The organism is Brasilonema sennae CENA114, assembly GCF_006968745.1.
GTDB lineage: Bacteria > Cyanobacteriota > Cyanobacteriia > Cyanobacteriales > Nostocaceae > Brasilonema > Brasilonema sennae.
Map to the genome: position 1 here is coordinate 5,498,138 of NZ_CP030118.1, position 24,889 is coordinate 5,523,026.

At 42.5% G+C, this 24,889-nt stretch carries 23 protein-coding genes and 1 pseudogene; 18 read left to right on the forward strand and 6 right to left on the reverse strand.

The annotated features are described in order from the left end of the window. Positions 1-68 precede the first annotated feature (68 nt). From DP114_RS23065 to DP114_RS23075, 3 genes are all read left to right on the forward strand, one after another. Positions 69-674 carry a hypothetical protein gene (locus tag DP114_RS23065; protein ID WP_169264698.1) on the forward strand — a complete coding sequence of 202 codons (606 nt, stop codon included), beginning with the start codon at positions 69-71 and terminating at the stop codon, positions 672-674. 129 nt (positions 675-803) lie between these two features. Beyond that, positions 804-2,504, forward strand: coding sequence for a hypothetical protein (locus DP114_RS23070; RefSeq protein WP_171977227.1), 1,701 nt, complete (start codon positions 804-806; stop codon positions 2,502-2,504). Between the two features lie 74 nt (positions 2,505-2,578). Then, complete coding sequence (locus DP114_RS23075) at positions 2,579-3,067, forward strand: DUF4385 domain-containing protein (protein WP_169264700.1); 489 nt, start codon at positions 2,579-2,581, stop codon at positions 3,065-3,067. A gap of 305 nt (positions 3,068-3,372) precedes the next feature. Here DP114_RS23075 and DP114_RS35250 read toward each other — a convergent pair whose 3' ends face one another. After that, a complete protein-coding gene (locus DP114_RS35250) occupies positions 3,373-3,732 on the reverse strand; it encodes a DUF4278 domain-containing protein (RefSeq protein WP_246162678.1) in 360 nt (119 codons plus the stop codon). A 240-nt stretch (positions 3,733-3,972) separates the two neighbouring features. Between DP114_RS35250 and DP114_RS23085 the strand changes: the two genes are divergently transcribed. Then, positions 3,973-6,132, forward strand: a complete 2,160-nt coding sequence (locus DP114_RS23085; protein ID WP_171977228.1) for a Tex family protein — start codon at positions 3,973-3,975, stop codon at positions 6,130-6,132. A gap of 115 nt (positions 6,133-6,247) precedes the next feature. Continuing rightward, the gene (locus DP114_RS23090; protein ID WP_169264702.1) at positions 6,248-6,451 is read left to right on the forward strand and encodes a heavy-metal-associated domain-containing protein; all 204 of its coding nucleotides are present in this window, start codon (positions 6,248-6,250) and stop codon (positions 6,449-6,451) included. Positions 6,452-6,594: 143 nt separating this feature from the next. Here the strand turns inward: DP114_RS23090 and DP114_RS23095 are convergent, their stop codons facing one another. Continuing rightward, positions 6,595-6,900 carry an RNA recognition motif domain-containing protein gene (locus tag DP114_RS23095; protein WP_169264703.1) on the reverse strand — a complete coding sequence of 102 codons (306 nt, stop codon included), beginning with the start codon at positions 6,898-6,900 and terminating at the stop codon, positions 6,595-6,597. A gap of 451 nt (positions 6,901-7,351) precedes the next feature. Between DP114_RS23095 and infC the strand changes: the two genes are divergently transcribed. Next, the gene (infC, locus tag DP114_RS23100; protein WP_256379405.1) at positions 7,352-7,819 is read left to right on the forward strand and encodes a translation initiation factor IF-3; all 468 of its coding nucleotides are present in this window, start codon (positions 7,352-7,354) and stop codon (positions 7,817-7,819) included. A 397-nt stretch (positions 7,820-8,216) separates the two neighbouring features. On the opposite strand, the pseudogene DP114_RS23105 reads toward infC, so the two are convergent. Beyond that, positions 8,217-9,342 (reverse strand): annotated as a pseudogene (locus DP114_RS23105) (IS630 family transposase). 737 nt (positions 9,343-10,079) lie between these two features. Here DP114_RS23105 and DP114_RS23110 point away from each other — a divergent pair. Beyond that, positions 10,080-10,343 carry a hypothetical protein gene (locus DP114_RS23110; RefSeq protein WP_169264736.1) on the forward strand — a complete coding sequence of 88 codons (264 nt, stop codon included), beginning with the start codon at positions 10,080-10,082 and terminating at the stop codon, positions 10,341-10,343. 52 nt (positions 10,344-10,395) lie between these two features. Here the strand turns inward: DP114_RS23110 and DP114_RS23115 are convergent, their stop codons facing one another. Beyond that, positions 10,396-10,593, reverse strand: coding sequence for a hypothetical protein (locus DP114_RS23115; protein WP_171975129.1), 198 nt, complete (start codon positions 10,591-10,593; stop codon positions 10,396-10,398). Positions 10,594-10,641: 48 nt separating this feature from the next. Between DP114_RS23115 and DP114_RS35255 the strand changes: the two genes are divergently transcribed. The 4 genes from DP114_RS35255 to DP114_RS23130 all read left to right on the forward strand — a co-directional run bounded on the left by DP114_RS35255 (position 10,642) and on the right by DP114_RS23130 (position 15,117). Beyond that, positions 10,642-10,950, forward strand: coding sequence for a hypothetical protein (locus DP114_RS35255; protein ID WP_048867455.1), 309 nt, complete (start codon positions 10,642-10,644; stop codon positions 10,948-10,950). 301 nt (positions 10,951-11,251) lie between these two features. Continuing rightward, the gene (locus tag DP114_RS23120) at positions 11,252-12,883 is read left to right on the forward strand and encodes a B12-binding domain-containing radical SAM protein (RefSeq protein WP_171977229.1); all 1,632 of its coding nucleotides are present in this window, start codon (positions 11,252-11,254) and stop codon (positions 12,881-12,883) included. 43 nt (positions 12,884-12,926) lie between these two features. Beyond that, positions 12,927-14,375 carry a RecQ family ATP-dependent DNA helicase gene (locus tag DP114_RS23125; RefSeq protein WP_171977230.1) on the forward strand — a complete coding sequence of 483 codons (1,449 nt, stop codon included), beginning with the start codon at positions 12,927-12,929 and terminating at the stop codon, positions 14,373-14,375. A 175-nt stretch (positions 14,376-14,550) separates the two neighbouring features. Then, positions 14,551-15,117, forward strand: coding sequence for a GNAT family N-acetyltransferase (locus DP114_RS23130; protein WP_171977231.1), 567 nt, complete (start codon positions 14,551-14,553; stop codon positions 15,115-15,117). A 136-nt stretch (positions 15,118-15,253) separates the two neighbouring features. On the opposite strand, the gene pheS is transcribed toward DP114_RS23130, so the two are convergent. After that, positions 15,254-16,246: a phenylalanine--tRNA ligase subunit alpha gene (pheS, locus tag DP114_RS23135; protein ID WP_171977232.1), complete on the reverse strand. Its 993-nt coding sequence runs from the start codon at positions 16,244-16,246 to the stop codon at positions 15,254-15,256. Positions 16,247-16,295: 49 nt separating this feature from the next. Further along, positions 16,296-17,576 carry an RNA-guided endonuclease IscB gene (gene iscB, locus DP114_RS23140; RefSeq protein ID WP_169264708.1) on the reverse strand — a complete coding sequence of 427 codons (1,281 nt, stop codon included), beginning with the start codon at positions 17,574-17,576 and terminating at the stop codon, positions 16,296-16,298. Between the two features lie 560 nt (positions 17,577-18,136). Between iscB and DP114_RS23145 the strand changes: the two genes are divergently transcribed. The 7 genes from DP114_RS23145 (at position 18,137) to DP114_RS35260 (ending at position 24,795) form a co-directional block, all read left to right on the forward strand. Continuing rightward, positions 18,137-18,430, forward strand: coding sequence for a nucleotidyltransferase family protein (locus DP114_RS23145; RefSeq protein WP_169264709.1), 294 nt, complete (start codon positions 18,137-18,139; stop codon positions 18,428-18,430). Then, positions 18,427-18,573 carry a hypothetical protein gene (locus DP114_RS23150; protein WP_171975130.1) on the forward strand — a complete coding sequence of 49 codons (147 nt, stop codon included), beginning with the start codon at positions 18,427-18,429 and terminating at the stop codon, positions 18,571-18,573. The genes DP114_RS23145 and DP114_RS23150 overlap by 4 nt, the downstream gene beginning before the upstream one ends. A gap of 7 nt (positions 18,574-18,580) precedes the next feature. Beyond that, on the forward strand, positions 18,581-19,000 hold the full coding sequence (locus tag DP114_RS23155; protein ID WP_246162682.1) for a hypothetical protein: 420 nt from the start codon (positions 18,581-18,583) through the stop codon (positions 18,998-19,000). Between the two features lie 104 nt (positions 19,001-19,104). Next, positions 19,105-21,111 carry a GspE/PulE family protein gene (locus tag DP114_RS23160; protein ID WP_171977234.1) on the forward strand — a complete coding sequence of 669 codons (2,007 nt, stop codon included), beginning with the start codon at positions 19,105-19,107 and terminating at the stop codon, positions 21,109-21,111. 155 nt (positions 21,112-21,266) lie between these two features. Then, positions 21,267-22,388 carry a type IV pilus twitching motility protein PilT gene (locus DP114_RS23165; RefSeq protein WP_171977235.1) on the forward strand — a complete coding sequence of 374 codons (1,122 nt, stop codon included), beginning with the start codon at positions 21,267-21,269 and terminating at the stop codon, positions 22,386-22,388. Between the two features lie 183 nt (positions 22,389-22,571). After that, positions 22,572-23,783 carry a type II secretion system F family protein gene (locus tag DP114_RS23170; protein WP_169264738.1) on the forward strand — a complete coding sequence of 404 codons (1,212 nt, stop codon included), beginning with the start codon at positions 22,572-22,574 and terminating at the stop codon, positions 23,781-23,783. A 109-nt stretch (positions 23,784-23,892) separates the two neighbouring features. Continuing rightward, the gene (locus tag DP114_RS35260; protein ID WP_246162684.1) at positions 23,893-24,795 is read left to right on the forward strand and encodes an RsmE family RNA methyltransferase; all 903 of its coding nucleotides are present in this window, start codon (positions 23,893-23,895) and stop codon (positions 24,793-24,795) included. Positions 24,796-24,889 lie beyond the last annotated feature (94 nt).

A 24,889-nucleotide genomic window follows, 5' to 3' on the forward strand; every position in this document is an offset into this window, starting at 1 on the left:
AGCGTAGATTTTTTGTCGTCTAAGCAGAAGAGAAATTAACCAGTTTTGGTACAAAGGAAACGATTTTTATGAATGGGAACCAGGAGCTTTTGGATCAGCTGAACGGCAATACTGATGTAGCTACAGAGCAACCTGAGGCTTATGAAGTAGCTCAAGATACGAGTAATGGGTTATCTAAAATAGCGATTGGAGCACTGATTGGTGCTGCCTTGGGCGCAATAGCCGGAGCTTTAACTATTAAAGGTACAGCCGAAAAGGTTAACCAAACTGTAAAAAATGTAGGCGATAAGGTCAAGGATGCAGCCCAAAATTTGAACCAAACAGTACAAAGTGTAGGGGGCGCAGTAAATACAATAGCTGACGGTGTTAACGACACTGTAAAAGATGTAGGAGAGAGCGTTAAGGGTTCAGCTTTGGGCGTTAACGACACTGTAAACACAACAGTGGGTACTGTTAAGACGACAGCGATAGGTGTTAACGACACCGTAAACAATACAATGGACATCATTAAGGGTGCCGCTGAAGGAGTTACCCACTCTGTGACAAATACAATGGACGTAGCCAAGAGTTCGGTTGAAGATGCCAAGCCTTCAGGTACTGAAAGCGTCAACGTAGCCAACGTACCTAATAACCAGACAACCTATATTTTAGTCCCAGTGGAAAACCAGAAGTAGACAGTAGGGTGGGCAATACCCACCCTACTGATTTTAAGTTTTACCAAAAATTGTTTGGTTGGTCATAGATAACGAGCTGCTTCAGCTAGTGGTTATGCCTGTTTGGTGTCATTTAAGGAGACGGTTAGTATGAGTTATAATAAGCATCAGTATGGCAAAAATGCTGACCGGATCAAGGAGCAACGCACGGCTCCTCAAGCAGGTATAGGTCTAGGCGGTGGATTAGTTGGAGCAGCCATTGGTGGTTTACTCGGTCGCCGAGTTGGAGGAGTTTCTGGTGCTGTAGTTGGCGCAGTTGCTGGAGCTTTGGTTGGCAAGGGTACAGCTGAGCGTGTTAACCGTACGGTAGATAGTTTAGTAGACGCAGCCAAGAGTGTAGCTGAGACTATTAACCATAGTGTCAACGGTGTAGGAAATGCCGTAAAAGATACAGTTGAGGAAGCCAAGACATCTGTAGTAGGCGTAGTACAGGTGGTCAAGGATACAGTTGAGGAGGCTAAGCCATCGTTAGTAAGTACACTAGACTCAATCAAGGATACAATTGAGGAAGCTAAGCCATCTGTAGTAGGTGCGGTACAGGCAGTCAAGGATACTGTTGAGGAAGCTAAGCCATCCGTTGTAGGTGTAGTACAGGCGGTCAAGGATACTGTTGAGGAAGCTAAGCCATCCGTTGTAGGTGTAGTACAGGCGGTCAAGGATACTGTTGAGGAAGCTAAACCATCTGTAGTAAGTGCAGCTAAGAATGTTGCTGAGGCTGTTAATGAGAGTATAAATGATGTTGGAACTACATCAAAAAATACAGTTAACGAAGTCAAGCAATCTGTTGAGGAAGTCAAGCCATCTGGTAATAACAACAATGAGATACACCAAGAGCCATTGGTGACGGAGCAACTGTCGAAGTCAAGCAAGCAGTGTCCTCAAGTTGTTGAGGATGTTATGTCAAGTTCATCTAATTGTCCTCAATACGAAGAGTTCATCCCGCCTACAGTAATTTTTCCCGCATCACATCCTTCCACTCTCCCGTTAGCGCCAGAGAGAAGAGGAGATTTTTTTATGCAGGAGTTGAGGGTGGAGTCTCAAGAGAATAGTAACTTGTCAGATGAGATTAATATTGAAGAGGTTCCTCAAGGATTAAATGATTCACAACAGCCGAAGAGTTTTGAAGAAATAGATATAAAAGATATCAAAGAGATTAAATATAACAATATTCAACAGGAAGAAAAAGAATTTCAGCACAGTCAACAAGAAACTACTCAACAGCTTAAGCAACTAACTATTCAACCAGAAATTGAAAAAAACCAAAATTTTCCTGGAATTATTGTAGGAGTAACTATCATAAGTTTGATAGGTCTAACTTTGGGCTTTATCCCAAAACAAAATCAGTTAGTCATCAAATCATCAGCATCTTCTCAAAGTCTATCTCCAATATCAGAAACAACATCGATAAGAACAGCGCCAACAATGACAGATGGTTGGATTTTTGTAGGTAATATCAACAAAGCCTCAGATTCAGTATTGGTTGGAAAGACTCTCATCAAAAGTTCACAGCCTACTAATTCACCGATTATTCCATCTGTAGGGTCGATAGTAGCTGTCGCTGTTGAACCAGGCATTACGTTGAGGGACAATAAACCACAACCGCCAAACTTTAGTCATCAACAACAAAAAGCTTTAGCTATTCTTAAGCCTCAAGAGAAGTTAAAAATTCTGAAAGTAGAGTTTGTAAAATCTTCGAGTACCACTGAATCACCAATAAAAGTTTGGGCAAAAGTCCGTAAATGTGGTAGTGCTTGCTTACAGCAGAATTCAGAAATCAGAAGTCAGAAGTAAAAAGGCTTTCTGCCTGACTTTTAGACAAGAGCATTGTACCTCAATTACTTGCAATGCGCTGTATAATATAATGTATGTTTGATTATTCTTTAGATTTTAAAAATATTAACTTTCGAGAACATCCTGAACTGTATCGCGTGGGTAAGGGTGAACAGGGAGTGCTTTTGGTAGAACCATACAAATCTGAAATTCTTCCTTACTGGCGGTTTAAAACTCCAGATATTGCAAAAGAGTCTAGCGAAAAAATCTACCAGATGTTTTTTGAATATTTAGAGCAAGATGATTTTGTCGGTGCTGATATGGCGCGGAAGTTTTTACAGATGGGGTATACACGCTCGCGCCGCTACGCTAACCATAAAAGTGGTAGAAAGTACAAAACTAACCCCCAAAAAGAAACTTCTAAAGAAGCTCACACTCAAGCCAGACTAGATATTCTACCAAATGAAGTAGATCCTATTAAAGCTGAATCAGCAGCAATCTTTAAAGAAAAGTGGATGCAAGCCAAGATGAATGAAAAGTATCTCCAGCTTTTAGCAAGGCATAAGCAGAAATACGCAGATTAATCCTTTGAGTAAATACAGGGTACGCTTAACAGCCAACGCCAAGGTGAGCGTCAGGGGCTCGACTGACTTGTGCTGAGCCGGTCGTTGTAGCGGAAGCTGAGGGGCGTCGTTCGCGTAGCGTCTCCGTTCGGCCTCAAGCCGTGCCCGTTCGCGCAGCGTGTCCCTTTGGGACTCAGGGCTCAGGAGATAGCTTAGCCGAACGTCCGAACGGGCAAAAGGTGTTTGCTTCATTCATAGCGGGTGATACGCCGCTTGTGGGGCTGGTTTGAACAAACAGTTTTGAGCAAACAACTGAGGGAGTCAGCTTAGTAGATCATATGCTGATAATTACGTATTAGTTCAACCTCATAATCATCAGGTTTAACAACCTCGTAATTCTCAGGTTTAGAAACAACCTGTTCCTGCTTATCAGTGGGTAATGGTTCTTGTTTTACTTCCTCACTAGAAATGACTTGATACTCATTTTTTCCTAAGAGTTTTTTCGGAACTGTAAGGGTCAAAATCAGTACCAAAAGCAATATCTGCCAAGGTGCAAAAATTAAACCTAGGACTATACAGATAGCTGCAAATACCCCCACCAAGTACCCGATTTCATCGGTACTTTTCTTGAAGATATAGCCACCAACTAAACCAGTAAAAAGCGGAAGTAGAAAAAACAGAGCCATAGTTTCTCACATCTGAACAAAAGCAGAGGCGTTAATGTGTGCATATGAGAGATGCTGTTGGGAAGAAATATGTTTCGTTTGACAATCTACGTTGTTGAGCCACAACACGCTATCTATAACAACAGCGCATAAAAACAAAATTCCGGAATCATTTGTTAAACTAGCTTAACACTTTCTGATTGGACTATTTCATCTATCTAACGTATTACTTTAAAAGTAGCGTTTTCAACTGAGGCACCAATGCTGAATATTCCTCAATTACTAGCAACAGAACTCAACCTTAAACCCTATCAGGTGCAAAACGCCCTAGAACTTTTGACAGAGGGTGCAACAATTCCCTTTATTGCACGATATCGCAAAGAGCGGACGAGCGAGATGAATGAAGTTCAGTTGCGCGAACTGAGCGATAAGTACAATTACTTAACAGAATTAGAAGAAAGGAAATCGGTGATTTTGAATTCCATAGCCGAACAAGGGAAACTCACCGACGAACTCAAACAAAAAATCGAATCCTGTTTACTCAAAACTGAACTTGAGGATTTATATCTCCCCTATCGTCCCAAACGCCGTACTCGCGCCACTATCGCCAGAGAGAAAGGACTCGAAGCGCTGGCGGAGTTCATCAAATCGCTGAACAACAAAAATGCTGTTTCGGCGTCGCTGGATACGGAAGCGGCAAAGTATATTTCTGAGGAAAAAGGAGTTAAGACAGCAGAAGATGCACTGAAGGGTGCTTCTGACATCTTAGCGGAAGAAGTCGCGGAAAAAGCTGAGTTGCGAGCATACCTCCGGGGCTACTTGCTGGAAGAAGGAGTGTTTGTCTCCCGTATCAAAAAAGATCATCCTGAAGGTACAACCAAGTTTGAGATGTACCGTAATTATCAAATGAGGGTGAGAAATATTGCGCCTCACAATATGCTGGCGTTGTGTCGCGGTGAAGCAGAGGAGGTGTTGTCTTTTGAAATTTCCTTTGATGAAGATGTGGTGCTTTCTTATTTGGAGTCAAAGGAAATTAAGACGAAAGTCCGCGCCATCCGCGACTTTTATCAAGGGATGCTTAAAGACGCATTCAACCGCTTGATGAAAACTTCCTTGATAAGTGAAGTCGTTGCGGAAAAGAAAACCTACGCTGATGTTGAGTCTATCAAAACTTTTGAAACGAATTTGCGGGAGTTGCTGCTGTCTGCGCCAGCAGGGATGAAACCAACGCTGGCGATTGATCCTGGTTTTCGGACTGGATGCAAAGTTGCTATACTCGACCAAACAGGGAAATTTTTGGAATATCAAGCGATATTTCCACATCAAGCAGCTGAACAACGTTTGAAAGCTGCACAAACTCTCAAAAATTTGATTTCAAAATATAAAGTTGAGTTAATTGCCATTGGTAATGGTACAGCTTCCCGGGAGACAGACGAATTTGTTTTGGAAGTGCTGCAAACGATGGAACAAAAACCAGTCAAGGTGATGGTGAATGAGTCGGGTGCTTCCATATATTCTGCCAGTAAAGTGGCTTTGGAAGAGTTTCCCGATTTAGATATTACCGTTCGCGGTGCTATTAGTATTGGTCGTCGGTTACAAGATCCACTCGCGGAACTGGTGAAAATTGATCCTAAGTCCATCGGCGTGGGACAATACCAGCATGATGTGGACCAAAAGTTGTTGAAAAAGAAGTTGGATGAAACTGTTGAAAGCTGTGTTAACTACGTTGGTGTGGACTTAAATACTGCTTCCAAAGAACTTTTGACTTCTGTCTCTGGGATTACGTCCAGCGTTGCCAATAATATTGTTGCTTATCGTAACCAGCATGGTGTGTTTAAAAATCGCCGACAGTTGCTCAAAGTCGCCAAGTTAGGACCAAAAGCTTTTGAACAGGCGGCGGGATTCTTACGGATTCGCCAAAGTGAAAACCCATTGGATAATACTGCTGTTCACCCAGAAAGTTACTCACTTGTAGAGGCGATCGCCTCCGATTTGAACCTACCACTAACTCAAATCACCCAAATTGCCGAAAAGCTAAAAAAAGCCAATCTTAAGAAATACGTCACCGACACCGTTGGCGAACCAACACTGCGCGACATCCTCAGCGAATTGGAAAAGCCAGGAAGAGATCCACGCGCTGAGTTTAAGTATGCAACATTCAAGGAAGGAATCAAGGAAATTTCTGATCTCAAAGAAGGGATGGAACTAGAAGGTATCGTTACCAATGTTGCGAACTTCGGTGCTTTCGTTGATATCGGTGTACATCAAGATGGTTTGGTGCACATCTCCCAATTGGCTGATAGATTCGTTGATGATCCAAAGAAAATTGTCAAGGTGGGACAAGTTGTGAAAGTGCGAGTGCTGGAAATTAATCAGAAATTGAAGCGGATTAGTTTATCCATGAAGTCAATCAAGCAATAAACCATAATCGGGAGACGAAAGTGGTTGACCTAACTTTGGTAGGATGAGCGATCGCGCCGACGAGGATTACAATCAAAGCTGAGAATAAATAAAAATTCCCTAAAAGAGGCAGATTATGGCGTTAAAATTAACTGTACCGAATATTGCCTGTGAAGACTGTGCAACAAAAATTACCGAAGCCATCCATGTAATGGAACCCGATACCAAAGTGGATGTAGATGTGGAAGCGAAAACTGTGACTGTAGAATCTAAGGCTTCTGAAGAGTCAATCAAACAGGCAATTGTTGCAGCTGGTTACCATATCGAAGGTTATCAATAACTGCTTTGACAAAGTAATGCCACAGATGCATAGTAGCGTAATCTGACATCAAAAAGGCTCAAGCATTCTTGCCTGAGCCAGTGCTAAATCAAATTAATTTCTGAAATTAAGGGGCTGGTTCTTCATCCCCCAATTTATAAAGCTTAGTAGCGGTTACGGAAACTGTTGTTTCCTCCGCGACCACCACCACCAAACGAGCCTCTTTCCTCTCTAGGCTTAGCCTTATTAACTTTAAGGTCACGCCCCATCCACTCAGCACCATCAAGAGCATCAATTGCTGCTGTTTCTTCAGCATCTGTACCCATTTCCACAAAACCAAAGCCGCGCAAACGACCTGTTTCACGGTCAGTTGGTAGCTGAACCCGCTTTACAGTACCATATTCTGCAAAAACAGCTTTCAGAGTTTCCTCTGTAACGTCGTAAGAAAGATTACCTACATAAACTGACATAAAATGTCTCCGAAATCATAAGTGTGTAGAGATTTAGGTTTCGGAGAAAAGTTTGTAGATACCAAAAACAAAAAACCTGTCAATACTAAAAACAAACGCTATTAACCGAATTAACTCTCGCCTTCCATAATGACATACCAGACAACTTTTAGCGAGCAAATTGGAAAAATTGTTATATAAAGTTATAGAAGCAATTTATACCTAAGTATAATATGATTTCTACACCTTGGCTTTGATATGGACACATCATAAGACGGGAAGCCCCAAAAACGAATAAGACCGTTCCTATTGTTTGTTTTCGTTGGAAGCTTGACTCTCAAACGAAGTAAGTCCAAAGGTAGTTCATCACGTCATAATTTATAGTTAGTCTTGTGTTAGATTAGCATTACTTGCACTCACCAAGTATTGAACAATTAAGAGGAGATCTATTATCGTAATTCAAAAGCAGCTCATTAACTCGCAAATCAAGTCACCTCAAGTCTTCTTGATTGATCATGAGAATAATAACCGTGGTCTGATCGATACAAATGAAGCTCTACAACTAGCACAGAGCGTACAGCTTGACCTAGTTGTAGTCTCGGAGGGCAAAGACGCTCCAGTTGCGAAGATTCTTAACTATGGTAAACTTCAGTATCAAAAGAAAAAGCGTCAGGGACACAGTGCTAGACCTACAGTAAAGGAAGTCCGGCTTCGTCCCAACGTGGGTATGGCTGATTACAACTTACGTATTGAGCAAGCAATTGAGTGGTTGAATAAAGGCGATTCAGTAAAGTTTGTTATTCGTTTACGAGGCAGAGAAAATCAATATCGTGAACAGGCTGGAGAAATGTTAGACCGGATTGTAGCTGCTTTGAGCCAAGTGGGTAAAGTCCAGTCGCTTGATAAACGCTCACTGATTGCTCAAGTCGTTCCTGCGTAAATTAGTTTTTTGGGAATATTTAGTGATCCCAAGTAGCCAGAGTAATTGCGTATATGCTCTGGCTACTGTAATGTAGGGGCTGTAAGTGGATGCACCAAACGCAATGGGCGTGGGAGAAGCGATGTCACACGGGTTTTGCTAATGCAGGTCAGGGATGGGCTTTAGAGACTTAGCAATATATTAACGCTTCACATAAAACCATAGTTGCAAGCTTGAAAGCATGACCCTGAGGAATGGAACAATTGAAGATGGCAGGGATACTTCTTTGAGAATGCAAGCTTTGAGTACTTGCAGAACTACTGGGAGATGGTTCCTGCAAGTGCAGATAGTTATCAACAAGTTGTTCACTAAGTTTCCGCACTGAGGCATTATATCATGTTCGGTAAATAACTTACGATTAAGCTCCGATTTTAATCCACCAATGAAAACCGGTTAAACCTTGAATCAAATCTTGCTGTTGAAGTAAAGATTGACACCGATGAAATAAAATTTCCTCTAAATCATCAAGTGTCTCAAATGAACGAGAAGGCGATTGGTTCGTCAACCAAAGTCCACAATCTTTCCGCAGGTTGTAATTCAGGTGAATGGGAAGGCAAAAATGTCAAATGCAGCCCGGATGGAAGCTCTAGGTCTTTACTGGTATGCCAACCGGCTTGGTCTACAGCCAAAAGAATGTGTTTATCAGCACCTAAACTGAATTCACGAGCAAAATCTGCTAAAACGAAGTTAAACAAGTTCGTATTTACGTAAGGAAGAATCCACCAATAACTTTCTCCAGTTTTGGGATGTACGAACGCATACAACCATAACCACTTGTATCTCCAGTTGACATTGGCTATTGGTGTTTCGCCTTCTGGAACATAAACTCGTCTAATAATCGGCTTGAGTCCTAAACGATGCGAAACTGCACGCCTCGTTGAATTTCTGCATCTGGGTAATTAGCTTTGAGTTCTTCAACTTCTATAGCTAGTTTTTTTTCCAGGCTTGTTGCTCGAAAGGGTCGCTTTCGCTGTGAGATGGGCGAGGTACTCGTAGTCTAAAAGTCATCTGCCGTAATATCTCCCATCCCCTGTATCTACTAATCTTTGTCCCTGTAACTTCACTCAGCCAATCCGCAACTTTTCGCCCATTCCAAAATCCCCCATCCGGCGCGTTTGACTGCAAAGCTTGCCATAGCTGTGCTTGGTGAAGATCGTCTATTAACGTCTTTGCTCCCTGATTTTCACTGCGGCGTTAAGCGTAGCTCTGCCGTAGGCAATCGCCTATTCCAGAAATGCCCGACTCGTTATACCTTTTAACCAATGCGTAGATCCATGTCCTGCTGTAGCCTGTTACTTGCTCAACATATAGCCGTTTTTTTCCCTTGTGCTAGTAACCATATAATCTGACACTGGCGTAAAGTCTGCCGGGGGAAGCTTCCCCCGGCGAGCTTTACGACTTTCTACTCCGTCTTTTGCCTGACGGTAAACTTGTTCTAACTCGGAAATATTTAAATGTGTGGCTATAGTGATCCGTTTCGGCATAGTTCATAATTGTACTCTGGACTTTTATCATAAGCGATTATGCGAACATGATATGACTTGTGTGAGTGGAGAGCTAGTTGATTGGAATAGGTAGCGTTTAAGGTGCCACAGATTTTGCAAAAATCTTGCTTGTCTATAATGTTGTCCACTTATCTTGATTCACAGATTGCACCAATAAAAATTGATGATATCTCATCACTCAGAATTCAACAAAAAGTCCTTTATTTTAGCGACAAAAGCCAATAAAAATAATGTAGCTTACTCTTGTATATTTTTAGTTTGTACAGTTTTATACGGAGAGGTGCCAGATATGAGTTGAACCATTAAACAAACATGTATGGTGAAATCAAACTATTCCCATTGACTTTCTAGGTGAGCGACTTTAAGTTAAGCAACTAGCTGCAAAAGTGGATAAATTCAGCAATAAAGGTAATATATGCGCTCTTAATGAAACAGTACAGCCTTTTGTGGTTATATAGTTTATTTTTTCTAGTATTATTACGAGTATCACTCAATCTTCTTCTAAGAGAATTTAAAACTTGTGTACATCGGAGTACTATCGATCTCTTAACTAGAAATTACTACTCCATAACTCCTGGAGAAACATTTACCAAAAGGTTGATATTTATTTTCATATAAAATTCATTGCCTTACTTATTCTCTGTTAATTAATTTTTATTTATTGTTTTTTTTCTTGAAATTGTTAAAATAACGGTAAGTTCATGCAAGTAAAAAATATGCTTAAAAGCAAATTTGATGATACATTAGCTGCCATAGAATTAAATACAGCTAGAAAATTAAACTGGGATTATAACCAATTAAAAGACTGTTTAATTTTTACAGTAAATAAGGAAGCGATTGAGATAGCACTCCAGAAAAATCAACTCAAAGAATCTGAGTTGCAAACTTTAAAGCAAGCTTTGTTAGATTATGGTTTTCAGTACAAAAAAACCCTAAATGATTGTATCTTTGTTTTTGAGCAAGATGTTGAATTAAGATAGAGCCAAAACAAAGTAGCAGACTTTTGGGAATCATCTTTAGTGCTAATGATGCTTATTTTGCTGGCGGTGGTGTAGGTCTGATTGAAGTTATTACAGATGCTGGGTGCTTTAGTAACTCATCTGCAAAGTTATCTAAATGCGACCAGAGAACTTCTTTGCGGAGATAGCGACATGAACCGCAGTTAAGACGAATAATTTGAGCGTTGTTGCCAAAAAATATAAGAGGTAGCAGTGTTATACTTAGTAACATCACCCAGATGTTCTTTGCCTAAATAACACGTTTAAACGTGTATAAACCATGAAAACCGCTTCAAACCTAATTCCCGAATTTGAAACATTATTTAGACAAAAGTTACGACTCAATAATTGTAGGCTTAAGAAGAAAAAACAAGAGAATCATTATGAAATTACTACTCCCGCCAAAGACATTTTTTTGATGTCTTGGTGCGAGTTTCCAAAAATTAACTTGATATATCAGCCTATAGGCATACGAACAAAGCAGACTATAGTTTATGAGCGGGCTATCCGTGACCATATTAATTTTTGTGTGAGTAGTGTCCAGGATAACCCTGACTCTAGTCTTATTACTTTAGATAGAGAAAACTAAAGTTTTTTATTTTTAGTATTTAAAATATCTTCGTTAGATGCGGTTGGCGAAGGTATGACAAAGCCTCCTACAGGTGTGTTGCCACTTGAAACGGTTAACGACAAATTAATGGTTTGAGTGTCTGTATCATCTCTATATACCTAATTTGTAGTCATTTGACTAAAAGTATCAAATACTACTTGCAGGCGTTAATTTGCTTGGGGCAACATTCCAGTTCGACGAGCCGATTGCGAATCTTACGGAGATGCTTTCGGCTATTGATGGGTGTTCGTGGTACTCACAGTTGTGCAAAAAGGATTTTATGAAAGCACTATTGATTTACCCTCAGTTTCCCCAGTCCTTTTGGTCTTATGATCGCTTCATGGAAATCGCCGGACTCAAAGCCGTCTTGCCTCCACTGGGGATGATTACAGTAGCAGCCCTTCTACCCAAGGACTGGGAAATTAGATTTTACGATCGCAACGTTAATCTTGAAACAGAGGCTGATTGGGAGTGGTGTGACCTAGTAATCCTTTCTGCAATGCTGGTGCAGAAACCAGATTTCCATGCCCTGATTCAAAAAGCGGTGCGGTTAGGCAAAAAAGTGGCAGTCGGGGGTCCTTACCCCACCTCAATCCCGCAAGATGCTCTTGACTCTGGAGCGCATTATCTGGTTTTGGATGAAGGGGAGTTGACAGTTCCACAGTTTCTAGAAGCGCTCAAAGGCAAAAAAGAGCAAGGAATCTTTCGCTCCCTGGAAAAACCTGATGTCACCCAAAGCCCGATGCCGCGTTTTGACCTGCTGCAACGGGATGCCTACTTGATGATGGCTATCCAATTTTCTCGCGGTTGCCCCTTCAACTGCGAGTTTTGCGACATCATTGTCCTCTACGGTCGGAAACCACGCACCAAGGAGCCTCACCAGACCATAGCCGAGTTACAAGCTCTTTATGATTTAGGCTGGCGAGGGTCACTCTTCATCGTTGATGACAACTTTATTGGAAATCAGCGTAACGTCAAACGCTTCTTACGAGAATTAATTCCTTGGATGAAGCAGCACGACTACCCCTTCACCTTCATAACTGAAGCTTCTGTGAATTTGGCAGAAGATGATGAACTGTTGCAATTAATGAATGAAGCAGGCTTCTATGCAGTTTTTCTCGGCATAGAAACTCCTGACCAAGACAGCCTGCAAGTAACACAAAAACTGCAAAATACTCGCAATCCGCTCATCGAAGGTTGTCGCAAGATCAATGAAGCAGGGATGCTAATCTATGCAGGGTTTATCCTTGGTTTTGATGGAGAACGCCCACGAGCAGGAGAACGAATTCAAGCTTTTGTTGAACAAACCAGTATTCCTCAACCGATGCTGGGCATCCTTCAAGCTTTGCCCAACACTGCTCTTTGGAACCGTCTTCAAAAAGAGCAGCGTTTAGTAGAGGGTATTGGCGGCGTTGAGGTGGGAGACCAGAATACCTTAATGAATTTCATCCCCACCCGCTCCATTGATGAAATCGCTAGAGAGTATGTAGAAGGCTTCTGGACGTTGTATGAACCCAGAAACTATCTCAGACGCTGTTTTCAGCAATGTCTCAGTATTGGCTCGCTAGCAAAACGAAAGCAAACCATGCAATTTTCTCCAGGAAAGGGGTTGCAGCTCGTTGCTCAGTTAATCTGGCATCAGGGCTTACGGCGACCTGAAATTCGTGGGCAGTTCTGGCAACAACTATGGACGATTCTGCTGAAAAAGCCTCAAGTTCTCAATATGTATTTGGGGCTATGCGCTGCTGGAGAACATTTTTGGGAGTACCGCGCTTTAGCTAGGGAACGGATTACTCAACAACTAGGGTACGATCCACTCAGAGGACCTGTGCTAAGAGAGCAAAAACCAATGCTCATCAAATCAAATCAAATCAAATCAAATACTGATAATATTACTGAGCCAGTAGCTTAAAACCAGAGGATAGATTCAGTATCGTCCTTGTATACTATGGCTCATGAATCCTTCTGCAACAGCATCTTGGAACGAAGTCCGCGCTGCATTTCAAAAAATCTGGGGTTATGAAGATTTCCGTCCACCGCAGGGAGAAATTATCCAGAGTTTGTTGGCAAAAAAAGATGCGCTGATTATCATGCCCACAGGTGGGGGAAAGTCAATTTGTTTTCAACTTCCCGCACTGCTACAACAGGGATTAACCCTCGTTGTTTCGCCTTTGGTGGCGCTGATGGAAAACCAAGTGCAGGAACTTCGGGAACGTCGAATACCCGCTGCCCTTTTGCATAGTGAATTACCATCTGATAAGCGGCGTATCACTTTACAAGCTTTGGAACGACAACAACTCAGATTACTTTACTTGTCGCCAGAAACTTTACTCAGCAAGCCAGTGTGGGAAAGGTTGTGTCAGCCGGAACTTGTGATTAATGGATTGATACTAGATGAAGCGCACTGTTTGACACAGTGGGGAGACACTTTTAGACCAGCTTACCGAAGATTAGGGGCAGTACGACCAGCGCTACTCAAATCAAAACCATTGGGAACAAATATAGCGCTAGCCGCTTTCACCGCCACCGCTGACCCTTTAGCCCAAACTCAAATTCGAGAAATTCTTCAGTTACAGGAACCTGCAGTTTTTCGTATTAATCCTTATCGTTCTAATATTAATCCTTCTATTCGTATAGTTTGGACTCCAAGGGGAAGAAAGCAACAATTCTTAAAATTTCTTTCAGATAAAGCACAACAAACTGGGCTTGTTTACGTTCGGACAAGGCGAGATAGCGAAGAGTTGGCTAAATGGCTGCTAGAGTTGGGTTACGTTACAGCAGCTTATCATGCAGGATTAGGCGCAGAAGAACGCCGCGATATAGAAGCACAATGGCTGAGTGGAAAAATGCCGTTTGTCATCTGTACGTGTGCTTTTGGTATGGGGATAAATAAGTCAGATGTCCGTTGGGTGGTTCATTTTCACCCGCCATTGTTGATATCAGAGTACGTGCAGGAAATTGGACGCGCTGGACGAGATAGAAAACCAGCCCAAGCACTGATGTTGATCAGTGAACCTACGGGGTGGTTAGATCCACAAGATAAGCAAAGACAAAAGTTTTTTGAGGAGAATTTGCAGCAGCAACAGCTAGACGCGCAGCAAGTCTTGAAAAAATTGCCGAGAACGGGAGAGGTGAATGCTGTGGCGCGAGAATTTCGTGATGGTGCGATCGCCCTCTCTCTACTACACAGCACCGGACAACTCAAGTGGCTTGACCCCTTTCACTACAGTATCGTTCCAGGGGCGAAAACCAAATCAGTCACACAATTGCACGCCACCAAGCAAATGAATCAATATCTTACTACTAGAGATTGTCGCTGGCGTTTTTTATTGAGTGCTTTTGGTTTTGAGGAAGAAATTAAGAACTGGCGTTGTGGTCATTGTGATAATTGCTGCCGAAAATAACTTTCTTGACAGAAGCTGAAAAAAATGCTTTTCGTGCTGAGTGGCAAGAGTTTGTACAGAATCTTTGAAATTTGGCTAAAGTACAACATCACCAGAAAAGTTAGGAGAATCGATTACAATGCAACAGTCACCTGACTCCGGTTAGCTTCACCGTTAGGCGTTTCTACCAGTCTGTATGAATGAAAATCAAACCAGCGAGCCTCAACACAGCATTGTTTCCATCAGCGTACGAGTGCTTTCTCCCGCTGATGCTGAATCATATCGTTTTGTGCGTTTGCTTGCGCTTCATGAACATCCCCCAGCTTTCGGCTCGTTGCCAGAGGATGAACCAAATCTTTCTGAGATAGCTGCAAGACTCGCACAAAGCGACGAGCGTTGCTTTTTCGGAGCGTTTCAAGACAATCAACTCATTGGCACCGTCCGGATTTCTCGCTATTGCGCACCCAACGAGAAGCACCGCGCTCATCTTGGGGGGCTATATGTTTTGCCCGCATTCCGTCGCAACGGTTGTGGTAGATCGCTTGTCAGGCAAGCTTTGAGTTGGGCAGCGAACGCGCGAAGCATCAGGAGAGTCAACCTAACTGTCGTGACCCAACAAAAAGCGGCAATCTGTCTTTACCAATCGCTTGGCTTCCGCATCTACGGTACTGAGCAAGAGACATTCTCGAAAGCTGGACGTTTTTACGACGAACACCTGATGACGTTGGAACTCGCTTCGGATAATGAACGCAACGCCAATTAACTAGACTAACAACAGTATGAACCGGAAGCTTAAGTGATGTTATTGAGCGTATCGCAAGAGAAAAGCTACCCAAAAATGGGTAGTAATGGGTAGCTTTGTCTATAGATTAAGTTACAGTTCCTAACCCCTAACTTTTTTAAAACTGCCGCAAAAAGCGAAGGTCGCTTGCGTACAAACGGCGAATATCATCAATTTGGTGTAAAACCATCGCAAAACGTTCCACACCAAAACCAGCGGCAAACCCAGTATACACTTCCGGATCGTAACCCACCGATTTAAGCACATTTGGATCGACCATACCGCAACCCATAACTTCCAACCAGCGACCATTCCACTGCAAATCAACTTCAGCAGAAGGTTCTGTAAACGGGAAATAACTGGCGCGGAAGCGAATAGGTAACTCACCAAACATAGCTTCCAAAAATATCTTAATGGTGCCTTTAAGATCAGTAAACGTCAGTCCTTCGTCAATGGCTAAAAGTTCTATTTGGTGGAAAACTGCTGAGTGAGTCGCATCTACGTTATCTCTCCGGTAAACTCGCCCTGGCGCAACCACCCGGATGGGCGGTTCCTCTGTTTCCATGTAACGAATTTGTACCGACGAGGTATGAGTCCGCAGCAGATTCCCGTCTGGCAGGTAAAAAGTATCCTGCATATCACGGGCGGGGTGGTCGGGTGGGGTGTTCAGAGCTTCAAAATTGTAGTAATCTGTTTCCATCTCTGGTCCAGTAGCTACGGTGTAGCCCAACCCGACAAAGATATCCAAAGCTTTGTCGATGATGTTATTGAGGGGATGAACACGACCTTGAGGACGGTAAATTCCTGGCATTGTTACATCTAATGTTTCAGCATCTAGCTGTGCCTGAATTTTCGCCCCTTCCAAGGTTGCGCGTTGCTGATCTAAGCTGTTTTGCAAAGCTTCTTTGACTGTGTTGGCGATCGCCCCAATTTTTGGTCGTTCCTCCGCACTCAGTTGTCCCATAGTCCGCAACAGCGCCCCAAGTTGACCTTTTTTCCCGAGGTAGCTGACTCTAAGTTCCTCCAGACGTTCTAGCGTATCAGCAGCGGCGATCGCTTTTTCTCCTTCCTCTCGCAGTTCTAAAAGTTGAGCCTCTAAACTGTTAGTCATTAGTTTTTAGTCGAAAATCCTAATCTCGTTAATTCGTAGCTTTTCGTGGTCAAGCGTAGTTATACCCGTCGCTGCAATGGATTCTGGACACACCCTTCATTGTTGAAAACCCAACTCTAAACCCATTGATAACGACTTCACACCCTTTGTTTGTCGGTGTTTTGACGCGTCCAGTGTATGTTCCAGACTGTAGATTTTTGCGTTCTTTGACTATCTGAACTCTTACAAAATCGCCTGTCGATACATGAGTAAAAGTTTGCTTGGGGGCTGTACAGGGAAAACCATATTTATTGATTCGGCACATCCTTCTTATGCCGTGTCCTGTCGATTTTGCGGTGAAAATCTTAGTTATTAAGATTTTTAACGTGCCAGTAATCCCAACGCAAGCTGCGTCAATCCAGTGTGCTTTTGGGAGCAATAAACGAGTCCGGTTAAACTTCGTTAAACCACCCGAACCCGTCTTAACAGGCAGCCCTAAACTTTTCCAGACATTAAATAACGACCAGCGCGTAGAATTTACTGCCGCTGCATCTTTTAAAGGTCGTTTAGCCTCAGACAAGATTTTCTTCAAAAGGTCGGGTTTTTGAGCAAGGAAGGTTTCAATGTCTTGCGTACCTTTGTTCTGATTGCACTTTTGGCAAGCTAAACACAAATTAGAGATTCGATTAGTTCCTCCATTGGCTTTAGGGCAAATATGTTCAACTTGCAGAGGGATATTTTCCGCCCCACAGTAAGTGCATTTCCTGTCCCATTTGTTGAGAAGATACTCTTTAATTTCATATCCTTGCAAGGCACCTTGCTGATATTCCATTCCAGAGATTTCCGGATTTTCCATCTGCTGCAAGTCAAACCTGACAAGCTCTTGGACAATTGCACTTATCGGCGCAAACTTACATAAACGCTTCACCCACGTCTCGGTAGTTAATACGCGGTGCCGCAACGACGGTGCTAACCACCCTTTTTCTCTAGTGCGATTCACAAACCTGGGTTGACGGTATCTGGTATGTCGAGAACGCCTACCACGTCTTACAGCAGATCGGGTTTGTAGCCCATCACTAATAGCTAATCCTCGGTGCTGTAATTCCATTCCCCAAATAACTTCATCGCGGTTATTAACTAAAGCGAACCCAGTCAATTTAGAACCAGGGTCTAACTTCAATGTCAACGGGTAAGCAACAATATTTTCTACTACTCGTTTCATGATTAATGTGAACGGGTAACGACGGAATATTGCTGCTTTGTTTGTTTCTAGAAGTTTCTTGGCGTGACTTGGATGAATTGGATTCATCGGTGTTTTGTTGGCATCAATCAAAAATACGTAGTTTGACATGATTTGTTCGGTCGGTTTGACCAGTCCTTATTTCTAAGTAATGTTTGCTTCAACCTTGTTACTAGAGCTTGTTAGGCTAAAAGCACTTCTGTTGCCAGATGTTTAACTCTTAGCGACAGGGAGCAGCGCCTTGCGGGGGTTCCCCCCGTTGTGGCGACTGCGGTGCAGGGAACTAGCGAATTCCAGGGTGTCATGACTTAAGTAACGCTTACCCCTCTAAGGGTGGTCTGGTTCACATAGACTACGGATTACTCCTATTGCCTATGCTCTCATTACACTATTCATTACTCATAGATCCAAAGCTTTGGACTACTGGAGATATAACATATCGTTGACACCGTTATTCTGCCGTATGAAGAACTTGAATCGTCACAAGACAATTGATTTGTCAAAGACAATATTATATCAAAGTTCTTTTTACCTGTTTTGCCGCTCTGTAAGGAAGCCAGAATCAGATTTACAATCAGCGTTATGCTGCTAGTTACCACTGGGGGCAGTGGTTTAGAGTTAGGTTAAAGATAATCACTTTGACTAGTGTACGCAGAGGAGGTTTTGGCAGCATGAAGACGCTGGAAGAAATTCGGCGATGGTTGATTCAGCACAAACCAGTGTTGCAGGAACGGTACAAAGTAAGCGAATTGGGTATTTTCGGTTCCTATGCAAGACAACAACAGACTGAAACGAGTGATGTCGATGTGTTGGTAGAGTTCTCTGAAATACCTAGTTTGTTGAAGTTTGTCAATTTAGAAAACTATCTGAGTGATAACCTTGGAGTGAAGGTTGATCTGGTACATAAAGGGGGACTAAAGCCACGTATAGGAGAGCGGATTTTGACAGAAGTGGTCTATCTATGACCAGACGACAATTGGAGGATTATTTACAAGATATATTAGATGCGATCCGCCTTTGGCGGCAGCGCTTCGCTATCGCCGCTCTTGAGCAATTTACGTATGTCGTTGTCTGTAGAACAAGTCGAGAAGAGAATAAAAGAAATTGAGTGTCTCGTGAACTCCTCAAGTGAGCGATACGGGCGTTTACTCAACTGGCAAAACCCATCTGACCCATTTTGGCATTATGGGATTGGTCTATCAGATACACATATTTTTGATACAGGTCGTGGGTTATGTCCATTTGAGAGAAAAGAGGCAAAATTTGTTGCCGGTATTGACCACATTGCTTTTGAGCCTGAGCGAATAATTGAGCGACTCAAACAAGCCCTTCATGTTTTTGCTGATTGGGAGTACACAATTCCTGGTTGGAATTGTGAACACCTTGGTAGGTTAATTGCGACAGATAAACCCAGATGTTATCAAAGTAGAGCTTTATGGTTTTTGTTTGATCTTACCCCAGAAGGCGACCACAAAACCGCACATCAAATCTTTCGAGCTTACCTAGAGAAGGTTGCTCCTAGTCTCAATCAGTAGTATTTTTTTTCAAGATTGTCTTAATTGTTATCAGTGTACATGTCAATTCTGACTGCCAGCTTGGGAATACTCTAATTAGAGTTTCCGTGACTAATTGCTCATATATGGCTCAGTCGTTACCACAAAGGCGTACTACTGCTGTTACTACAAGATCTCAGTTCTCGCCCTTTGGCAACAAACTAGTGCAATCTGGCTTTGTCAATAGCGAACAGATGAGACAAGCACTGATTGAAAGTCGTAAGTCTGGCAGATCTCTGACACAAGTGCTGGAATCTATTTCCGGACGACAGTTGTCACCAGAACTGTATAGGTTACATAAAAAGCAGCAGCTATTTGAACTAAAAATATTATACGGTGTTGAATCTCTTGATTTAGAGGTGAGTCAGGTTGGCACAACAAGAATGAGTCAACTGATTGATACCCTCATTCCAGTAGATATCTGTCGTCGTCATCACTTAATACCACTAGCAAAGAATGCTGAGGTAAACCCACCCTCGGTTATGGTGGCGATGGTAGATCCGGATAATTTAGAAGCTTCGGATGATTTGAACCGCATCTTACGTCCGCAGGGATGGACTTTGCAGCGGATGGTGATTACTCAAGAGGATTATCAGCAACTTATTAACCAATATTTGGATGAGGTGACTGTTCGACAAAAGCACCTCGAACAGGAAAAGTTTACAGACATTAATCAGGATTTAGAAAATCTAGACAATCTCAATTTAGAGGATGTACCTGAAGATAAGGAAGCTGACTTAGGTGCAGCGATGAAGAGTGCTGAGGATGCCCCGATTATCAATTTAGTTAACAGAATCCTCGCGAAAGCACTACATGAGATGGTTTCTGATATTCACGTAGAACCGCAGGAAGAAAATTTACTCATTCGTTTTCGTAAGGATGGTGTGCTGCGTCAGGTTTTCGATCCTCTGCCCAAAAAAATCATTCCTGCTGTCACAACTCGTTTCAAAATTATTGCCAACCTCGATATTGCTGAACGGCGTTTACCTCAAGATGGACGCATCACAAGAGTGTTTGAGGGACGAAAGCTGGACTTCCGCGTTAGTACCTTGCCCAGTCGCTATGGGGAAAAAATCGTACTACGAATTTTGGATAACTCTGCAACCCAATTGGGATTGGATCAACTGATTGCTGATGCAGAAACTTTGCAAATTGTCAAGGATATGGTCAGTCGTCCCTTTGGCTTGATTTTGGTGACAGGACCGACTGGTTCTGGTAAAACAACAACCTTGTATTCGGCACTTTCGGAACTGAACTCTTCAGGCATCAATATTTGTACGGTGGAAGACCCAATTGAGTACAGTTTACCTGGAATCACTCAAGTGCAGGTGATTCGGGAAAAAGGTCTGGATTTTGCGACAACTTTACGGGCTTTTTTGCGACAAGATCCCGATGTGCTTCTGGTGGGTGAGACGCGAGACAAGGAAACGGCAAAAACGGCAATTGAGGCAGCATTGACCGGTCATTTGGTCTTGACAACTTTGCATACTAATGACGCGCCGGGGGCGATCGCTCGTTTGGCAGAAATGGGCATTGAGTCTTTCATGGTTTCCGGTTCTCTCATTGGTGTATTAGCACAGCGCTTAGTACGGCGCGTGTGTCCCAGTTGTTGCATTCCCTACACTCCTACCACAACAGAACTCGCTCGCTACGGTTTATCAGCAAGCCAACAAGCGGGTGTTACCTTTTATAAGGCAAATACCTTAACTTTAGAGCAAATTCACCAAGCGAAGGCAAATCATCAGCTTTGCCCAGAATGTCATGGTGTTGGCTACAAGGGACGTTGTGGTGTTTATGAAGTTATGCGAATTACAGAACGTTTGCAAGGGCTGATTACCCAAGACGCACCAACGGAACGCATCAAAGAAGTAGCGGTGGAAGAAGGGATGAAAACTCTACTGGCTTACAGTTTGGATTTAGTGTGTCAAGGTTATACGACTTTGGAAGAGGTTGAACGAGTCACGTTTACTGATACGGGTTTGGAAGCAGAGTTGAAAGCTAAGCGTAAGAGGAGTCTGACTTGTCGGACTTGTCATGCTGGACTGGAAGCTGAATGGCTGGATTGTCCGTACTGTATGACATCACGGTTTTAAGAGTAGTTGCTTTTTTCCCGCCAAAAAAAATACTTAAACGAACCGCAAAGACGCGAAGGACGCAAAGGAAGAAGAAAAAGAAGAAGATAGGTAATTTGAGACTACTTAAGGAAGTCATTATTAGTTATTAGTTTTGAAGAAAGGAAGTTAGAAAAATGGAAATGATGATTGAAGATTTGATGCAGAAGTTGATAGAAATGGGTGGTTCGGATATACATTTATCTGCAGGTTTGCCTCCCTACTTTCGCCTCAGTGGTAAACTGACTCCTATTGGCAATCAGCCATTGTCGGCAGATGAGTGTCAATGGTTGATTTTTAGTATGCTCAATAATTCCCAGCGTCGAATATTAGAGGAAAATTGGGAGTTAGATTGTTCTTATGGTATTAGGGGATTGGCTCGTTTTCGGGTTAATGTTTACAAAGAACGTGGTGCTTATGCCGCTTGTTTGCGGGCGTTAAGTTCCAAAACTCCAAACTTTGAAAAGTTAGGTTTGCCAGATGTTGTACGAGAAATGTCAGAAAAACCAAGGGGATTAATTTTGGTAACAGGTCCCACAGGTTCTGGTAAAACAACTACCCTGGCTGCAGTCATTGACTTGATTAATCGCACTCGCTCAGAGCATATTTTGACAGTAGAAGACCCGATTGAATTTGTGTATGAACCGATGAAAAGTGTAATTCATCAAAGGCAACTTGGTGAGGATACGAAAAGCTTTGCTAATGCTTTAAGAGCAGCTTTGCGGGAAGATCCAGATATCATTTTGGTGGGTGAGATGCGCGATTTGGAAACAATTTCTTTGGCGATTTCTGCTGCGGAAACGGGACACTTGGTTTTTGGAACTTTGCACACGAGTTCAGCCGCACAAACTGTAGATAGAATTATTGATGTTTTCCCCTCCGAAAAACAAACTCAAGTGCGAGTGCAGTTATCAAATTCACTGGTGGCGGTATTTAGTCAAACTTTGGTTCCTCGAAAAAATCCGAAACCAGGTGAATTTGGTCAAGTGATGGCTCAAGAAATTATGGTTGTGACTCCTGCGATTTCTAATTTAATTCGTGAAGGAAAAACATCTCAAATCTATTCTGCTATTCAAATTGGTGGAAAAATGGGGATGCAGACTTTAGAAAAGGTTTTAGCAGATTTATATAAGGCAGGAGTTATCTCTTTGGAAGATGCAATCTCTAAAACTTCTAAGCCGGATGAGATTAAGCGTCTTATCGGTAGTGCAGCACTACTCGCTGGAACAAGAGCAGGAGTAGCAGTCAAAGCACATTAAAACACAGGGTTCTCTTAACAGTGAACAGTGAACAGTAAACAGTAAAAGACTGATAACTGATAACTGATAACTGGTTACAAGGGGCACTTTCAATCAACAAGCAGTCCTGGTTGGGGGCTGTGAGTTTGTTATTTTTGAATTTTAAATCTTAAGTTTTAAATTTGGAATATTGAATTGCTTTATATGCCAACATTCGTTGCTCGTTTTAAGGACTCGCGAGGAAAATCGAAAAGAGAAAAAGTTGTGGCTAATTCTTTGGCTCAAGCTCGTATTTCTCTTAGGCAACAGGGTTATATTGTACAAGATATCAAAAAAGAATCTCAAGGCTTTGACTTCAAACAACTTCAAACCAAATTTATGTATGTTTCCGTGAAGGATAAAGCCGTATTTTCTCGTCAATTTGCTGCTTTGGTGAATGCAGGAGTGGCAATTGTGAGAAGTCTGAGTGTGTTAGCCCAGCAGTGTAGCAATCCTAAACTGAAACAAGCGATTTTGGGTATTAATATTGATGTACAAAGTGGTATGAATCTTTCTGAGGCGATGCGGAAATATCCTGATTGCTTTGATGGTTTATATGTCAGTATGGTTGAGGCTGGGGAAGTTGGTGGTGTTTTGGATGAAGTGCTAAATCGTTTAGCCAAGTTGTTGGAGGATATTGCTCGATTACAAAACCAAATTAAGTCAGCATTGGCTTATCCTGTTGTTGTGGGATTTTTGGCGATCGCCATCTTTCTTGCTATGACGATTTTTATCATCCCTATTTTTGCCAATATTTATAAAGAATTGGGTACTGAGTTACCTGCTTTGACGCAATTTATGCTGCAGCTAAGTGAAGTGTTAAGAAGTTGTTGGCTTTTGGTGATTATCGGCGTTATCACAGCAGGTATCGCCTATCGACTGTACTACAAAAGTCAGGTTGGACGTGAAACCATAGACCGTCTTTTGCTGAAGATACCGTTGTTTGGTGAGTTAGTCCAAAAATCATCAGTTGCCCGTTTTAGCCGTACCTTTGGTTCTTTGACTCGTTCAGGAGTACCAATTCTGACTTCGTTGGAAATTGTGCGGGATACCTCAGGAAACCAGGTAGTTGCTAAGGCTATTGATACTGCGCGTGTAGAAATTCAACAAGGAGGTATGATTAGCATTGCCTTGCAAAAAGAGAAAGTTTTTCCTCCAATGGCAATTCAGATGATTAGTATCGGAGAAGAAACTGGTGAATTAGATGTTATGTTGATGAAAATTGCTGATTTCTACGAAGATGAAGTGGAACAAACAGTCAAAGCACTAACCAGCATTTTGGAACCGATTATGATTGTCGTTTTGGGGGGGATGATTGGTACAATTTTACTCTCTATGTACCTGCCTATGTTTAAGGTGTTTGATAAGCTTGGGTGATTATCAGTTATCAGTTATCAGTTATCAGTTATCAGTACTTGTTGTCGTCTGAAACCTTGATAATTGTTCACTGTTTACTGTTCACTGTTCACTGATAACTGTTGATATCATGTCACAACTGCAACGAATCGCAATAGCACCATCCCAACTTCAACAAGAACAAATATTGCTGACGAAAGAACAACAACATTATCTGGAACGTGTTTTGCGCTTGCGCGGTGGCGATCGCTTTATTGCAATAAATGGCAAGGGTAAATGGTGGTTGGCGCAGTTGGAAGGAGAAAAAGCACAAATTTTAGAGTCGCTAACGGTGGAAACGGAGTTACCTGTATCCATAACGTTGATGGTAGCTTTGCCCAAAGGAAATGGATTTGATGATGTGGTGCGGTGTTGTACTGAGTTGGGAGTCGCGGTTATTGTTCCGGTTGTGAGCGATCGCACTTTACTTGATCCTAGTCCTCAAAAACTCCAACGCTGGCTGCGCATTGCACAAGAAGCTGCTGAGCAATCAGAGCGTTCTTTTGTGCCTACAATATTAGAACCCGTTTCTTTTATAACTAGTCTTGCCACACAGACAGCAAATTTCCCTTCGGGGAGAACCTCCGGTTCCGCTGCGCTAACGCAGTCGCCTACGGAGAAGCCAGTACTGCGGGAGGGGAGCCAGTCCGTTGCGGGGGTTCCCCCCGTTGTAGGACCTGGCGTTTTCCCTCCGCAGGTATCTGGCGTTGGAAAGCCGTCATTCGCGCTGTCTCACCGTTACATTTGTGAGGCTCGTGGCAGTTATCCTCATTTAACAGAGGCAATCAATCAAGTTTCTACAACATCTGAGATTATCATTGCTACTGGACCAGAGGGAGGATGGACAGATAAAGAATTGAAGCACGCTATTGAGGCTGGATTTCAACCTGTTTCCCTCGGGCGTCGCATCTTGCGAGCAGTCACAGCCCCAATTGTTGCCTTATCTGTTGTGGCAGCACAGTTAGAATCGGTGGCATTCAATGGCGCAAGCTAAAAACAGTATACATGATTGCGGGGACAGCTTTAGATATAATACTAAATACTTTTATATATAAGTAGTTACTTTTTTATAAATCTTATCAATTAAC

Bases quoted from the DNA above. Each gene is read 5' to 3' on its own strand.
- DP114_RS23125 (WP_171977230.1), top strand. From the start codon at position 12,927: ATGAATCCTTCTGCAACAGCATCTTGGAACGAAGTCCGCGCTGCATTT.
- DP114_RS35250 (WP_246162678.1), bottom strand. From the start codon at position 3,732: ATGGCTCTGTTTTTTCTACTTCCGCTTTTTACTGGTTTAGTTGGTGGC.
- DP114_RS23120 (WP_171977229.1), top strand. From the start codon at position 11,252: ATGAAAGCACTATTGATTTACCCTCAGTTTCCCCAGTCCTTTTGGTCT.
- DP114_RS23130 (WP_171977231.1), top strand. From the start codon at position 14,551: ATGAATGAAAATCAAACCAGCGAGCCTCAACACAGCATTGTTTCCATC.
- DP114_RS23110 (WP_169264736.1), top strand. From the start codon at position 10,080: ATGCTTAAAAGCAAATTTGATGATACATTAGCTGCCATAGAATTAAAT.
- DP114_RS23150 (WP_171975130.1), top strand. From the start codon at position 18,427: ATGACCAGACGACAATTGGAGGATTATTTACAAGATATATTAGATGCG.
- pheS (WP_171977232.1), bottom strand. From the start codon at position 16,246: ATGACTAACAGTTTAGAGGCTCAACTTTTAGAACTGCGAGAGGAAGGA.
- DP114_RS35255 (WP_048867455.1), top strand. From the start codon at position 10,642: ATGAAAACCGCTTCAAACCTAATTCCCGAATTTGAAACATTATTTAGA.
- DP114_RS23165 (WP_171977235.1), top strand. From the start codon at position 21,267: ATGGAAATGATGATTGAAGATTTGATGCAGAAGTTGATAGAAATGGGT.
- DP114_RS23145 (WP_169264709.1), top strand. From the start codon at position 18,137: ATGAAGACGCTGGAAGAAATTCGGCGATGGTTGATTCAGCACAAACCA.
- DP114_RS23075 (WP_169264700.1), top strand. From the start codon at position 2,579: ATGTTTGATTATTCTTTAGATTTTAAAAATATTAACTTTCGAGAACAT.
- DP114_RS23090 (WP_169264702.1), top strand. From the start codon at position 6,248: ATGGCGTTAAAATTAACTGTACCGAATATTGCCTGTGAAGACTGTGCA.
- DP114_RS23065 (WP_169264698.1), top strand. From the start codon at position 69: ATGAATGGGAACCAGGAGCTTTTGGATCAGCTGAACGGCAATACTGAT.
- DP114_RS23095 (WP_169264703.1), bottom strand. From the start codon at position 6,900: ATGTCAGTTTATGTAGGTAATCTTTCTTACGACGTTACAGAGGAAACT.
- DP114_RS23160 (WP_171977234.1), top strand. From the start codon at position 19,105: ATGGCTCAGTCGTTACCACAAAGGCGTACTACTGCTGTTACTACAAGA.
- DP114_RS23070 (WP_171977227.1), top strand. From the start codon at position 804: ATGAGTTATAATAAGCATCAGTATGGCAAAAATGCTGACCGGATCAAG.
- iscB (WP_169264708.1), bottom strand. From the start codon at position 17,576: ATGTCAAACTACGTATTTTTGATTGATGCCAACAAAACACCGATGAAT.
- DP114_RS23085 (WP_171977228.1), top strand. From the start codon at position 3,973: ATGCTGAATATTCCTCAATTACTAGCAACAGAACTCAACCTTAAACCC.
- DP114_RS23170 (WP_169264738.1), top strand. From the start codon at position 22,572: ATGCCAACATTCGTTGCTCGTTTTAAGGACTCGCGAGGAAAATCGAAA.
- DP114_RS23115 (WP_171975129.1), bottom strand. From the start codon at position 10,593: ATGTTACTAAGTATAACACTGCTACCTCTTATATTTTTTGGCAACAAC.
- DP114_RS35260 (WP_246162684.1), top strand. From the start codon at position 23,893: ATGTCACAACTGCAACGAATCGCAATAGCACCATCCCAACTTCAACAA.